At 65.5% G+C, this 13,576-nt stretch carries 15 protein-coding genes; 8 read left to right on the top strand and 7 right to left on the bottom strand.

From position 1 onward, the window contains the following. Nucleotides 1–31 precede the first annotated feature (31 nt). The 3 genes from mnmG to E5673_RS02950 are packed head-to-tail and all read right to left on the bottom strand — an operon-like array spanning nucleotide 32 to nucleotide 3,440. Nucleotides 32–1,867 carry a tRNA uridine-5-carboxymethylaminomethyl(34) synthesis enzyme MnmG gene (mnmG, locus tag E5673_RS02960; protein WP_136188876.1) on the bottom strand — a complete coding sequence of 612 codons (1,836 nt, stop codon included), beginning with the start codon at nucleotides 1,865–1,867 and terminating at the stop codon, nucleotides 32–34. 54 nt (nucleotides 1,868–1,921) lie between these two features. After that, entirely contained in the window at nucleotides 1,922–3,199 is a 1,278-nt protein-coding gene (gene mnmE / locus E5673_RS02955; RefSeq protein ID WP_136188875.1) for a tRNA uridine-5-carboxymethylaminomethyl(34) synthesis GTPase MnmE, read from the bottom strand. A 7-nt stretch (nucleotides 3,200–3,206) separates the two neighbouring features. Then, nucleotides 3,207–3,440, bottom strand: a complete 234-nt coding sequence (locus tag E5673_RS02950; RefSeq protein ID WP_056053820.1) for a DUF6489 family protein — start codon at nucleotides 3,438–3,440, stop codon at nucleotides 3,207–3,209. A gap of 55 nt (nucleotides 3,441–3,495) precedes the next feature. On the opposite strand from E5673_RS02950, the gene E5673_RS02945 reads away from it, so the two are divergent. Together E5673_RS02945 and E5673_RS02940 are read left to right on the top strand one after the other, a co-directional pair. Continuing rightward, nucleotides 3,496–3,966, top strand: coding sequence for a methylated-DNA--[protein]-cysteine S-methyltransferase (locus tag E5673_RS02945; RefSeq protein WP_136188874.1), 471 nt, complete (start codon nucleotides 3,496–3,498; stop codon nucleotides 3,964–3,966). Further along, the gene (locus E5673_RS02940; RefSeq protein ID WP_136188873.1) at nucleotides 3,963–4,664 is read left to right on the top strand and encodes a dienelactone hydrolase family protein; all 702 of its coding nucleotides are present in this window, start codon (nucleotides 3,963–3,965) and stop codon (nucleotides 4,662–4,664) included. The genes E5673_RS02945 and E5673_RS02940 overlap by 4 nt, the downstream gene beginning before the upstream one ends. 114 nt (nucleotides 4,665–4,778) lie before the next feature. On the opposite strand, the gene E5673_RS02935 is transcribed toward E5673_RS02940, so the two are convergent. The 4 genes from E5673_RS02935 to hemE all read right to left on the bottom strand — a co-directional run bounded on the left by E5673_RS02935 (nucleotide 4,779) and on the right by hemE (nucleotide 8,764). Further along, nucleotides 4,779–5,498 (bottom strand): YjbE family putative metal transport protein, encoded by a 720-nt coding sequence (locus tag E5673_RS02935; protein WP_210731840.1) that lies wholly within the window; start codon nucleotides 5,496–5,498, stop codon nucleotides 4,779–4,781. 201 nt (nucleotides 5,499–5,699) lie between these two features. Beyond that, nucleotides 5,700–6,956: a transcription termination factor Rho gene (gene rho, locus E5673_RS02930; protein ID WP_031395107.1), complete on the bottom strand. Its 1,257-nt coding sequence runs from the start codon at nucleotides 6,954–6,956 to the stop codon at nucleotides 5,700–5,702. 300 nt (nucleotides 6,957–7,256) lie between these two features. Beyond that, complete coding sequence (locus E5673_RS02925) at nucleotides 7,257–7,718, bottom strand: CopD family protein (protein WP_136188872.1); 462 nt, start codon at nucleotides 7,716–7,718, stop codon at nucleotides 7,257–7,259. Continuing rightward, nucleotides 7,715–8,764 (bottom strand): uroporphyrinogen decarboxylase, encoded by a 1,050-nt coding sequence (hemE, locus tag E5673_RS02920; RefSeq protein ID WP_136188871.1) that lies wholly within the window; start codon nucleotides 8,762–8,764, stop codon nucleotides 7,715–7,717. Before hemE ends, E5673_RS02925 begins: the two co-directional genes overlap by 4 nt. Nucleotides 8,765–9,092: 328 nt before the next feature. On the opposite strand from hemE, the gene E5673_RS02915 reads away from it, so the two are divergent. The 6 genes from E5673_RS02915 to raiA all read left to right on the top strand — a co-directional run bounded on the left by E5673_RS02915 (nucleotide 9,093) and on the right by raiA (nucleotide 13,513). Continuing rightward, nucleotides 9,093–9,926, top strand: a complete 834-nt coding sequence (locus tag E5673_RS02915) for a pyruvate, water dikinase regulatory protein (protein ID WP_056488303.1) — start codon at nucleotides 9,093–9,095, stop codon at nucleotides 9,924–9,926. Then, nucleotides 9,923–10,513: a nucleoside triphosphate pyrophosphatase gene (locus E5673_RS02910; RefSeq protein WP_136188870.1), complete on the top strand. Its 591-nt coding sequence runs from the start codon at nucleotides 9,923–9,925 to the stop codon at nucleotides 10,511–10,513. Before E5673_RS02915 ends, E5673_RS02910 begins: the two co-directional genes overlap by 4 nt. A gap of 246 nt (nucleotides 10,514–10,759) precedes the next feature. Beyond that, nucleotides 10,760–11,572: a shikimate dehydrogenase gene (locus E5673_RS02905; RefSeq protein ID WP_136188869.1), complete on the top strand. Its 813-nt coding sequence runs from the start codon at nucleotides 10,760–10,762 to the stop codon at nucleotides 11,570–11,572. Continuing rightward, nucleotides 11,569–12,144, top strand: coding sequence for a dephospho-CoA kinase (gene coaE, locus E5673_RS02900; RefSeq protein ID WP_136188868.1), 576 nt, complete (start codon nucleotides 11,569–11,571; stop codon nucleotides 12,142–12,144). Before E5673_RS02905 ends, coaE begins: the two co-directional genes overlap by 4 nt. Nucleotides 12,145–12,159: 15 nt before the next feature. Further along, a complete protein-coding gene (dnaQ, locus tag E5673_RS02895) occupies nucleotides 12,160–12,852 on the top strand; it encodes a DNA polymerase III subunit epsilon (RefSeq protein ID WP_136188867.1) in 693 nt (230 codons plus the stop codon). Nucleotides 12,853–12,913: 61 nt separating this feature from the next. Continuing rightward, nucleotides 12,914–13,513, top strand: coding sequence for a ribosome-associated translation inhibitor RaiA (gene raiA / locus E5673_RS02890; RefSeq protein ID WP_056064359.1), 600 nt, complete (start codon nucleotides 12,914–12,916; stop codon nucleotides 13,511–13,513). The last annotated feature ends 63 nt before the right edge of the window (nucleotides 13,514–13,576 follow it).

Here is a 13,576-nt window from a genome sequence, read left to right as displayed (position 1 = left end):
TCCGTGGTCCAGCCCTGTGCGTCGTCTTCAGTCATGCTGGCACTCGTTTCGTATGCAATAGAACAGCCGACAGAGCCGCCGGGGTGATCCCCCGCACCCGCGCCGCCGCCGCTAGCGACGTCGGCCGCGCCGCGCTCAGGCGATCGATCATCTCGTTAGAAAGACCAGGCACGCGGTCGTAGGCAAGGTCCTCCGGCAAACGGATCGCCTCGTCGGCCCGCAACCGCGCGACCTCCTGCGCCTGCCGCTCGATATACGGAGCGTAGCGCGCGTCCTCTAACACTTCGTCAACGACTGCGGTCGGGATGCCCGTCGCCGCATCCGGTGCTACATGCGAGAGCGTTACCCCCTCGAACCGGAGCCAGTCGAACGCCGTCCGCCGCGCACCATCTCGACCAATCGCAACGCCCTGATCGGCTACATGGGTCGCAGTCCGCTCGCCGTCGAGCGCCGAGCGGAAACGAGCGCGATCTTCCGCCAAAGTATGTTGGTGCGCCAAACGCTTGGGTCCAAGACACCCAGCCGCCTCCGCAATTCCACCCAGTCGTGTCTCGGCATTATCCGCGCGCAAGGACAACCGAAACTCCGCCCGCGCCGTCAGCATCCGATACGGCTCGGTCACGCCTTGCAGCGTGAGGTCGTCAATCATCACCCCAAGATAGCTCGACGCGCGATCGAGGATCACCGGCGCCAGATCGCATGCATACGCTGCAGCATTCAGCCCAGCGACTAGCCCCTGCCCCGCCGCTTCCTCGTATCCAGTCGTGCCGTTGATCTGCCCCGCGCAAAACACGCCCTCGATCGCACCCAGCGCCAACCGCGTATCGAGCGCCCGCGGATCGATATAATCATACTCGACCGCGTAACCCGGCATCGTCATCGTCACACGCTCGAGCCCGGGAATACTAGCCAGCATCGCCGCCTGGACCTCGACAGGCAGCGACGTCGACAGCCCGTTCGGATAGACCGTCGCATCGTCGAGGCCTTCGGGTTCGAGGAAAACCTGATGCCCGTCCCGGTCGCCAAACCGATGCACCTTGTCCTCAATCGACGGACAGTAGCGCGGGCCGGCCGCTTCGATTGCGCCCGTAAACAGCGGCGACCGATGGAATGCCTCGCGAATGATCGCGTGCGTCCGATCAGTCGTACGCGTGATGGCACACGCGACCTGGGGCAATGGACGCGCACGGGTCATCGGCGACATCGTCCAGGGATCGAGGTCCGACGGCTGTTCCGCAAGAGCACCCCAGTCGATCGTCCGACCGTCGAGCCGCGGCGGCGTCCCCGTCTTCAGTCGCGCCATCGGCAGGTCCCGCGCGCGCAACTGGTCCGCGAGTGGCTTGGCGGCGCGCTCGCCGATCCGGCCCCCTTCCTCGCGATCGTCACCCCGGAAGATACGGCCCCCCAGGAACGTGCCGGTCGCCAACACTACCGCGCGTGCCGCCACGATCGCGCCATCCGCCAGCACGACACCCGCCACGCGATCGCCGTCGCAATGCAACGCCGTCGCCTCGCCCTCGACGATCGAGAGGCCTTCCGTGGCCGCAAGCATCGCCTGGATCGCCCCGGAATACAGACGCCGATCAGCCTGGATCCGAGGGCCCTGCACCGCCGAACCCTTGCTCCGATTGAGCATCCGATAGTGGATCGCAGCAGCATCGGCCGCGCGTCCGATCAGCCCATCGAACGCGTCGACCTCGCGAACCATATGCCCCTTACCGAGCCCACCAATCGCCGGATTGCACGACATCGCGCCAATATGCGCAGCGTCGAACGATACGAGCGCGGTACGCGCGCCCCTCCGCGCCGCCGCGGCTGCGGCTTCGGTTCCGGCATGGCCACCGCCAACCACCACTACATCGAACATGTCACGGCCGTAGAACGCCACGACCGACGCGTCAAAGATGTTCCACGTGGAACATCACTTCCCGATGCAGAAACGTCCGAACAGCGCGTCGAGCATCTCCCCCGTCGCGTCGAGCCCAAGCACGCCAGCAAGGATCGCGCGGGCCTGTCGAAGGTGTTCCGCGACGATAAGCGCATCGGAGCTTCGATACCGAAGAGCCTCGACTGCCGCAGCGCACTGCCGGCGCTGGTGCTGCTTCAATGCGATCTCATCGCCACGCGGCAGCATCGCAATCGCTCGCCGATGCAATTCATTCCAAAGGGCATCGAGCGATTCCCGGTCGGTCTGCGAGACCGCCAATGTCCGGTCGGCGGGCATATCCCCCCGCCCCGGCAGATCGGCACGCGCATGAATCCAGATCGCATCGGCGCGGGGCGGCGCGGTATCGGCCAGCCACATCACGATGTCCGCCGCGGCGATCGCACCTTCCGCACGCGTGACACCGATTGCCTCGATCGGGTCGAGCGTATCGATCAAACCGGCAGTGTCCGTCAGCACATAGGCGATACCGTCCCGCGTCACCGGAACGTCGATCCGGTCGCGCGTCGTTCCCGAGATCGGCGAAACGATCGCCGCATCGCGCTCGCCGAGCAGGTTGAGCAACGTCGACTTGCCGCTGTTGGGCGGACCGCCAATGACAACGCGCAGGCCATCCTTCAGCCGCTCGACCGGCGGGGCATCGACCACCGCCTCGATCTGCGCAGCGAGCGCGTCGATCTCCGAGACGATCGCATCGTACGCGGCGGTATCGCTCGCGACGTCGTCCTCGTCGGCGAAGTCGAGCATCGCCTCGATCCGCGCAGACAGCATCGCGACCGAGTCCATCCAGCCGCGCACGGCCTGGCTCACGCGACCCTCAGCCGCCGTCATCGCCGCGACCCGCTGGCTCTCCGTCTCGGCTTCGAGGAGATCGGCGAGCCCCTCCGCCTCGGTCAGGTCGATGCGGCCATTGGTCAGCGCGCGGCGCGTGAACTCGCCCGGCTCGGCATGACGTAGGCCGGGCATTACCGACAACGCACGCTCGACCGCCGCGATTACCGCGCGACCACCGTGGCAATGGAACTCGACCAGGTCTTCGCCGGTAGCCGTCGCGGGTCCCGGAAACACGATGACCAGCGCGCGATCGAGCAACGCCCCATCGCTGTCCCGCAGTCCCCGGAGGCTGGCATGGCGCGGCACCGGCAATGGTCCCGCCAGCGCCTCGGCCGCAGCAAACGCCTGGGGCCCGCTCACGCGAACCACGGCGATCGCCGCTGGCGGTCGTCCGCTCGATACCGCGAAAATCGTCTTCACGGGAAACTCAGCCGCTTTTCGTCGCGCTGTCGAACAGGCGCTTCCACATCGCCATCCCCGCCTCGCCCATCGGCTGCCACCCGCGCATCATCGATTCGAGCATCTCCGGCTTCATCTGGCCGTCGGGGATCGCCTCCATCATCATCGCGATATAGCGGTCGTGGATCGGCGTCAGGTCGGGCAGCCCGACCGCGCGACGCGCCTCCTCTGGCGTGCATTCGATCTCGATATTCATCTTCATGTGACGCACCCTCGATGACGCTTGAGCGGTCCATCGCGGCGCTGCATAGCGGGGAATGTATGCGCGCGATGCCGCCTCGATCGCAACGCCTATCGGTCTGGTCCGTGTGACCGGCACCGGGGACCGGATCGACGCGATCGATATCGGCGTGGAGGATGGTTCGGCCAGCGACGCCCCCGCGATCCTGGAAGCACTCCGCCAGATCGACGCGTATTTCGCCGGACGGCTGACCGAGTTCGACCTGCCCCTCGCGCCTTCCGCTACCCCGCGCGGTGCCGACCTCCGCCAGGCAATCGTCGACATCGCCTACGGCACGACGGCCAGCTACGGCGCGCTCGCCAAGGCAATCGGATCGAGCCCGCGCGCGATCGGCCAGGCGTGCGCAAGCAATCCTTTTCCGATCATCGTCCCCTGCCACCGAATCCTTGGAGCCGGCGGAGCGCTTGGTGCGTACTCCGCGGGGGAAGGCCCGATCACCAAATCCCGACTGCTCGACCACGAGCGGCCGCCAGGAGGACTGTTATGACGAACACTACCAAGATCGCCACGCTCACGAGCGATGGCGAATTCACCGCGTATCGCGCGACCCCGGCAGGCACCCCAAAGGCCGCGATCGTCGTGATCCAAGAAATCTTCGGCGTGAACGCCGGGATCCGCCGCAAGTGCGATACGCTCGCCGAGGCCGGTTATCTCGCGATCGCCCCCGACCTGTTCTGGCGCCTCGAGCCCGGCATCGAACTCGATCCGGACATCAAGCCCGAGTTCGACCGCGCGCTCGAATTGATGGGCCAGTTCGACCAGGACAAGGGCATCGCCGATATCGAAGCGAGCATTCGCGCGGTCCGGTCGGAACTCGGTGACGACGCCAAGGTCGGCGTGGTCGGCTACTGCCTCGGCGGGCGCCTCGCGTTCATGACCGCGGCACGGACCGACGTCGATGCAAGCGTCGGCTATTACGGCGTCGGGATCGACGGCCTGCTCGGCGAGAAGCACGCGATCGCACACCCGGTGCTGCTGCACGTGCCGGAGGAGGATCACTTCGTCGACAAGGCGGCGCAGGCTGCGATGCACGCCGGACTCGACGATCACCCCAAGGTGACGATCTACGATTACGCGGGCGAGGACCACGGCTTCGCGACCGAGTTCGGCGAGCGGCGCTCGGATACGTCGGCCAAGCTGGCGGACGAGCGTACGGCAAAGTTCTTCGCAGACAATTTGGGCTAACCACGCCCTCCCCGTCATCCTGTTCCGGGTGACGGGGTGCTGACGACAGACATGAAAAAGGCCTCGCCGGACGATCCCGGCGAGGCCTTTTTCTTATCCCAACTGCCCCCGCGATCAGCGCAGCAGCGAGATGATTCCGAGCGTCTCGCCGGTGCCGACCCAGCCCTCGTAGATCATCTTCAGCGCGACCACGAGGATCACCGCGAGGCCGATATACGCGATCCAGCGATACTTGTTGATCACGCGCGCGATGTAGTTCGCGGCGAGACCCATCATCGCGACCGACAGCAGCAGGCCGATGACGAGGATGCCGGGATGCTCGCGCGCCGCGCCTGCGACGGCCAGGACGTTGTCGAGGCTCATCGAGACGTCGGCGACGGCAACGGCCCAGGCCGCACTCGCAAAGCCCTTCGACGACCGAATACCCGATCGCTCGTCGCCCTCGATCTCCTCGGAGCCGGCGTTCTCCGCGCCCTCGCGGATTTCGCGCCAGAACTTCGAGCTGACCCAGAGCAGCAACAGGCCGCCCGCAAAGATGAGCCCGACGATGCCCATCAGCCACGTCACGATCAGCGCGAAGAAGATGCGCAGCACCAGCGCGGCGCCGATGCCGATCAGGATGACCTTCTTGCGTTGGTCGGTGGGCAGTCCGGCAGCGAGTGCGCCGACGACGATCGCGTTGTCGCCCGCGAGGACGAGGTCGATCATCAGGACCGATCCGAACGCGGCGAGTGCCTTCGGGTCGCCCAGGTTGGAGAAATCAGCGACGATGTGTTGCCAGATTTCCAGCGGCGAGCCGGGGCCCGCGGTGCTCGATGCGGCGGCGGCCAGCATGGCGATGATACTCAAGATGTCAGCTCCCGGTGACGGATTTCAGGGGGTTTAATAGCGAAACGGCACGCGAAAGCCATGCTCTCGCGTGCCGCTTTGGTGTGCTTGGCGGACATGGGCAAAGCCCATGTCGTCGGTCGGGGCCCTGCCCCGCCGGCCGGATCAATGCGAGTCCCGCTGCAGCGTGCAGCGGGCCGCAATCGATCACTGATTCATGCTGTCGAAGAAATTCTCGTTGGTCTTCGAATCCTTCATCTTGTCGAGCAGAAACTCCATCGCGTCGATCGTGCCCATCTGCATCAGGATACGGCGCAGGACCCACATCTTGCTGAGCTTGGCCTTGTCGACCAGCAGCTCTTCCTTGCGCGTGCCCGACTTGCCGACGTCCAGCGCCGGGAAGATGCGCTTGTCCGCGACCTTGCGATCGAGCACGATTTCCGAATTGCCCGTGCCCTTGAACTCCTCGAAGATCACCTCGTCCATGCGGCTGCCCGTATCGATCAGTGCGGTCGCGATGATCGAAAGCGAACCGCCCTCCTCGATATTGCGCGCGGCACCGAAGAAGCGCTTCGGACGCTGCAGCGCGTTCGCGTCGACACCGCCGGTCAGGACCTTGCCAGACGACGGCACGACGGTGTTGTAGGCACGACCCAGACGCGTGATCGAGTCGAGCAGGATCACCACGTCCTTCTTGTGCTCGACCAGGCGCTTGGCCTTTTCGATCACCATTTCAGCGACTTGCACGTGGCGCTGCGCAGGTTCGTCGAAGGTCGAGCTGACCACCTCGCCCTTCACGCTGCGCTGCATGTCGGTGACTTCCTCGGGGCGCTCGTCGATCAGCAGGACAATCAGGAACACCTCGGGGTGGTTGTCGGTGATCGCCTTGGCCATGTTCTGCAACATGACCGTCTTGCCGACGCGCGGCGGCGCGACGATCAGCGTGCGCTGGCCCTTGCCCTGCGGCGAGACGATGTCGATCACCCGCGCCGACTTGTCCTTGACGGTCGGGTCGGCGGGATCGAGCGTCAGCTTGCTCTCGGGATAGAGCGGCGTGAGGTTGTCGAAATTGACGCGGTGACGGACGACATCGGGGTCGTCGAAATTGACCGCAGTCAGCTTTACCAGCGAGAAATAGCGCTCGCCATCCTTCGGTCCGCGAATCTCGCCCTCGACCGTGTCACCGGTGCGCAGGCCGAACTTCCGGACCTGGTTCGGCGAGATGTAGATGTCGTCCGGACCCGCCAGATAGTTCGATTCCGGCGAGCGCAGGAAGCCGAAGCCGTCGGGCAGCACCTCGATCGTGCCGAGCCCCATGATCTGATCGCCATTGTCCGCCTGAACCTTCAGGATCGCGAACAGCAGGTCCTGCTTGCGCAGCGTCGAGGCGCTCTCGACCCCCAGTTCCTCGGCCAGCTGGACCAGCTCGGCGGGTTTTTTCTTCTTCAGGTCTTTGAGATGCATGGGGATTTCCGGATAGCAATCAACGGGAGAACGCTCGGTCGACGGTGCGCTTGGGAAGCGGAACTGGGCGAGACGAGTCTGGCAAGACACGACCGGGCAGGACGCCAGGAGGCCGTGTTGGGAGAAGGGGTTAGAATTGGGGGGCGGGTTAGTCAAGCGGCCCCTTCAATCCTCCCCCGCCAGGGGGAGGTGGCTGGCACTTGCCAGACGGAGGGGGAGGAAGGGGCAACGACTGTTGCTTGTGCCTCCACCTCCGTCACCTTCGGCGACACCTCCCCCTGGCGGGGGAGGATCAGGGGTTCAGAACGGCTTGACGATCACCAGCACCACAATCAGCGTCACCGCCAGCGCAGGCACCTCGTTGAGCATCCGCAACTGCTTCCCCGCCAGCGTCGGCTTCCCCGCGGCGAGCTTCTTCGCATAGCCGACCGCCCAGCCGTGATACCCGGTCAGCAGCAGCACCAGCACCAGCTTCAGGTGCAGCCACCCCAGCCCCGGCGCGCCGTCCGCCAGCCCCAGGTTCAGCGCCAGCGCGATCCCCAGAACCCAGACGACGATCATCGCCGGCGTCAGGATGATGTGGCGGATCTTGCTCTCGCGCTCGACCCAGTTCGCCGCTTCGGTCGTGTTGCCGGCCGCCAGCGCCTCCTGATGATAGACGAGGTAGCGCGGCAGCATGAACAGCCCCGCCATCCAGAAGATCACGAAGATCAGATGCGCCGCCTTCACCCAATCATAGGCCGCCCCAAGAAAACCGCTCATGTCGTGCTCCTTACGCGGGCGATCAGCTGCTCGACATGCGCGATGGGCGTGTCGGGCAGGATGCCGTGGCCGAGGTTGAAGACGTGCGGACGCTCGACGAACGCCGCGAGGATCCGGTCGATCGCCGCATCGAGGTCCGCACCGCCTGCGATCAACGCCAGCGGATCGAGATTGCCCTGCACCGGCATGTCCGCAGGCAGCGACGCGTGCGCCCAGACCGGATCGACCGTCTCGTCCAGCCCGATCGCATCGACGCCCGTCTCGCGCGCATACGCCGGCAGCTTGCCCCCCGCCCCCTTCGGAAAGCCGATGATCGGCACGCCGGGGCAGCGCACGTGGAGCCGCTCGACGATCGACGCGGTCGGCGCGATCACCCAGCGCTCGAACTGCGCGGGCGAAAGTGACCCCGACCAGCTGTCGAACAGCTGCACCACGTCGACGCCCGCCTCGACCTGCCGCGCGAGATACTCGACGGTGTTGTCGGCGATCGCATCGATGATCGCACCGAACGCCTCGGGGTCGCGATACGCGAAACGCCGCGTCTCGGACTGATCCTTCGAGCCCTTCCCCGCCACCATATACGTCGCGACCGTCCAGGGAGACCCCGCAAAGCCCAGGAACGTCGTTTCTGGAGGCAAGGCAGCGGCGACGTTCGCAACGGTGCCGTAGACCGGCTCCAGCCGCCCCATCACCGGCTGCAACCGATCGAGCGCATGGTCGACCAGCGCCGGCTCGAGCCGTGGCCCCTCGCCGACCCCGAAGCTCAGATCCTGCCCGAGCGCCCACGGGATCATCAGGATGTCCGAGAACAGGATCGAGCCGTCGAACCCGAACCGGCGGATCGGCTGGAGCGTGACTTCGGCCGCCGCATCCGGATCGGTCGCGAGCGCGAGGAACCCGCCCTTCTCGGCGCGGAGTTCGCGATACTCAGGGAGATACCGCCCCGCCTGCCGCATGAGCCACAGTGGCGGCACGGCCTGACGCTCCCCGCGAAGGGTCGCCAGGAGCGGCTTGAAGGCAGGCGTATTGGGGGTCGGATCGGTCAGCGGAGCACCCTTCTTCTACTATAAGAAGATTCTAGAAATAGGTTGTTGCAGTGGTTGGGCGGTTGAACCCGGGACTTATGCGGTGATCCCGGAAATGCCAACAGCTTGACCCCTCGGCACGCCCACAAACGCGCTGATTCGATTCAAGGCTCCCCGTTACCCACAGCCTGTGGATAAAATCGGCCCTTGTGCGCGAGCGTGTGGATAAAATGGGTGTTATCCACGGCACACCGGTCGCTTGGCGAGGGGGATGAGTTACGCTAGCCCTTCTCCCCATGTTATCCACAGATCCACGCCCAGGGACCCCGTCGCTGGGGACAAAATGCCGATGATCCGGCTCCACCTTCATTTGCTGTCGGACTCGACCGGCGAGACGCTGGAGAACATCGCGAAGGCGGCGCTGGCGCAATATGACGACGTCGAGACGGTCCGCCATTTCTGGCCGATGGTGCGGACCGAGGCACATCTCGAACGCATCCTCCAGGAGATCGCGCAGAACCCGGGGCTGGTCGTGTTCACGCTGGTAAACCCCGCGACGCGGCGCATCCTGGAGCAGCGGTGCCTCGCGTTGGGGCTGCCCGCGGTTGCGCCGCTCGACCCCGTGAACGACGCGCTATCGGGGTTGCTCGGGCAGCAGGCGAAGGCACGACCTGGCCGCCAGCACGTCCTAGATGCGGCCTATTTCGCGCGCGTCGACGCGATCCAGTGGACGATCGCCCATGACGACGGGATCGCCTCGGAAGAATGGGAGGAGGCCGATATCGTCCTGGCGGGCGTATCGCGTTCGTCGAAGACGCCGACCTCGATCTATCTCGCCAATCGCGGCTACAAGACCGCGAACATCCCGATCGTCGTGGAAAGCCCACCACCGCTAAACCTCTACAAGCTCGCCAACCCACTGATAGTCGGCCTGACGACCAGCGCCGACCGACTGATCCAGGTCCGCCGCAACCGCCTGCTGTCGCTCAACCAGCAGCCCGACACGTCCTATGTCGAGGAGGAAGCGGTGATGCGCGAACTCGCATTTGCGCGCCGGATGTTCGCCGACAATGGCTGGCCGGTGATCGACGTTACGCGCCGCTCGATCGAGGAAACCGCGGCGGCGATCATTGCCTTGTGCAACCAGCGCCGTGCCGACGCCGCTCCGAAGGTCGAGTCATGAGCCTGATCCTCGCCTCGCAAAGCGCCTCGCGTCGCGCGATGCTGACCGCCGCCGGCGTACCGTTCGAGGCGACCTTCGCCGGCGTCGACGAGGATGCGGCCAAGGCGGCGCTACGCGACCTGTCGCCGCGCGATCTCGCCGATGCGCTGGCCGAACTGAAGGCGCTCAAGGTTTCCGCAAGGATGCCCGGCTATCTCGTCCTCGGCAGCGACTCGCTGGTCGCACTGGAAGACGGCACCATCCTCGACAAGCCCGTCGACCGAGACGATGCGGCGGCACACCTGCGACTTATGTCCGGCAAGCGCCACGACCTCTGGAGCGCCGCGGTCATCGCCGAGAACGGCCAGGCGATCTGGCGCCATGTCGAGCGCGCGAAGATGCACGTCCGCCCGCTGTCCGACGCATTCATCGAGACGTATCTCGATGCGGAATGGCCCGCCATCTCGGGCTGCGTCGGCTGTTACCGCATCGAAGGCCCCGGCGCGCAGCTGTTCGCCAAGATCGAGGGAAGCCAGTTGACGGTACTCGGCATGCCGCTACTCAACGTCCTCGACTTTCTGCGCGTGCGTGGCGAGTTGCTGGCTTGATTTAAAACGATCCTCCCCCGCCAGGGGGAGGTGGCTGGCTCTTGCCAGACGGAGGGGGAGGTAAGCGAAACGTCTGTTCCGTGTCCTCCCCCTCCGTCACCTTCGGCGACACCTCCCCCTTGCGGGGGAGGATTGAATGGACCGTCGCGCATGGCAATCCACCCGAGCTAGACTAAATCTTGTTCACCCGCGAAGGCGGGTGCCCAGACTGGATTCCCGCCTTCGCCGGGAAACACGGAGCCTCGAATGACCCGTCCCTATGCAGAAGTGATCGGCGATCCGATCGCACAGTCGAAATCGCCGCTAATCCACGGCTTCTGGCTCGACGCGCTCGGGATCGATGCGGAGTACCGCCACAAGCTCGTCACCGCCGACACCCTCCCCGCCTACTTCGCCGAACGCAAAGCCGACCCAGCCTGGCGCGGATGCAACATCACGATGCCGCACAAGCTCGCCGCACTCGACCACGTCTCCGATCCCGGCAACGTCCGCGGAACGATCGGCGCGATCAACACGGTGTTTCGCAACCAAGCGGGCGACTGCATCGGCACTAACACCGACGCCGCCGGGTTCTGGGCGCCGATCGACGACCTCGACATCGCTGGCCAGCCCGTCACGGTGATCGGCGCCGGTGGAGCCGCCCGCGCGATCCTGTTCGCGCTGTCGCGGATGGGGGTCGGCCCCGTCATCATCCTCAACCGCAATCCGCTGAAGGGTGCGGCACTGCTGTCGTCATTCGGCCTCAAGGGCCAGGCACTCCCGATCGGCCCCGCCGCCCCGCCGTCGCGCCTGCTCGTCAACGCCAGCGTCCTTGGCATGACCGGTCAGCCACCGCTCGACATCGATCTCGGTGCGCTCGAACCGGACTCGCTGGTTTACGACATCGTCTATTCCCCTCTCGAAACCGTCCTCCTGAAAGCGGCACGCGCGCGCGACCTCGAAACCGTCGACGGGCTTGAGATGCTGATCGGCCAGGCAGCGGTGGCATTCGAGATATTGTTCCACGTGGAACCACCCCGCGATCGCGACGACCAACTCCGCGCGTTGCTGGCGAAATGATCATCGGCCTCACCGGCTCGATCGGCATGGGCAAATCCGCGGTCGCTGCGATGTTCGCCGACGAGGCCGTCCCGGTGTTCGACGCCGACGCCACCGTCCACCGACTGCAAGGCATCGGCGGGCGACTGGTCCCCGCGATCGAAACCGCGTTCCCCGGCACCACCGCCAACGGCGCAGTCGACCGCGCGAAACTCGGCGCAGCGGTGTTCGGCGACGACGCCGCAATCAAGCGGCTCGAAGCGATCGTCCACCCCGCCGTCGGCGAAGAACGCGCCGCCTTCCTCGCCCAACACGTCGGCCAGCGAGTCGTCTTCGACGTCCCCCTGCTGTTCGAGACCGGCGGCGATCGCAATGTCGACGTGATCGTCGTGGTCTCCGCCGCCCCCGACGTCCAGCGCGCCCGCGTCCTCGCCCGCCCCGGCATGACCGCGGAGAAGTTCGCCGCGATTCTCGCCCGCCAGACTCCCGACGCCGAAAAACGCGCCCGCGCGGATCATGTCATCAACACCGACACCAGCTTCGACGCAACACGCGCGCAAGTCCGGGCGGTGCTTGCATCCTTGGAAATCTGAGCCGATACCATCGGGATGCGTGAGATCGTCTTCGATACCGAAACCACCGGGCTCAGTTTTTCCGGCGGCGACCGCATGGTCGAAATCGGCTGCGTCGAGATGCTCAACCGGGTCGAGACCGGCCGCACCTTCCACGCCTATTATCACCCCGAACGCGACATGCCGGTCGAGGCGTTCAACGTCCACGGGCTGAGCGCGCAGTTCCTCTCCGACAAGCCCAAGTTCGCCGACGCGGTCGAGGATTTGCTCGAATTCGTCGGCGACGCGCCGATGATCGCGCACAATGCGGGCTTCGACTTCTCGTTCCTCAACGGCGAACTCACCAAGTGCGGCCGCCAGATCGTCCACATGAAGCGGATGGTCGATACGCTGCAGATCGCGCGCAGCCGTCACCCCGGCGCCAAGCATTCGCTCGACGCACTCTGCTCGCGCTTCGGAATCGATCGCAGCCACCGCGTCCTGCACGGCGCGCTGCTCGACGCGCAGTTGCTCGCGCAGGTCTATGTCGAGCTGATGGGCGGCCGCCAGATCGGCCTCGGGCTGCTTAGCGATACCGGCAGCAACGCCGCGACTCCGATCGTCGCACAGGCGCCTCGGGTCGTTCGCCCAGCCCGTGTTTTCGCGGTGAGCGAGGGAGACCTTGCGGCCCATGCTGCGTTTATGAAGGGGATCAAGGATCCGATTTGGGGGGCCGTGGCGTCCGGATGACGCTGGCAGGGTGGAGCCAATAGGACCGCCCGAAGACTGTAACGCCGACAAGGAGACGACAATGGATATCCGGATTTCTGGTCATCAGGTTGACACTGGCGAAGCACTCAACAGCCACGTGGAAGACCGACTCCAGGGTATCGCCGACAAGTATTTCTCGCGCGCCATTTCGGCGGAGGTCACGTTCGGCAAGGGCCCGCACGACGCCGGCTTCAAATGCGACATCGTCTCGCACGTGATGAAGGGCCTCGTGATCAAGGGCCACGGCGACGCCTATGACGCGCGCGCCGCGTTCGATGCCGCCGCCGCCAAGATCGAGACTCAGCTCCGCCGCTACATGCGCCGCCTGAAGGATCGCCACGCCGGCGAAGCGGTCGCGATCGCCGAGAGCAACGGCTACGACAATGCCGGCTACACGCTATTCCAGGAAAGCATCGAGGAAGACGATGTCGCGGACGCACCGCTGATCATCGCCGAAACGCGCGTCGATATCCCCGAGGCGAGCGTGTCGGACGCGGTGATGATGCTCGATCTGCGTAACACCGCGGCGTTGCTCTTCATGAATGCGGGTACCGGTGCGCACAACATGGTCTACCGCCGCGGCGATGGCACGATCGGTTGGGTCGAGCCACAGCGAGCAGCGGCCACCCCGGCCCAATAAAGAAGGGTCCATAAAGGCGCGGGTCTCAAGGCCGCGCCTTTACGCCCCCGCGCAACCCGCTAA

The organism is Sphingomonas sp. PAMC26645 (assembly GCF_004795835.1).
Classification (GTDB): domain Bacteria; phylum Pseudomonadota; class Alphaproteobacteria; order Sphingomonadales; family Sphingomonadaceae; genus Sphingomonas.
Note: the sequence above shows the minus strand (reverse complement) of the source record. Positions and strands in the feature narration are given on the sequence as shown.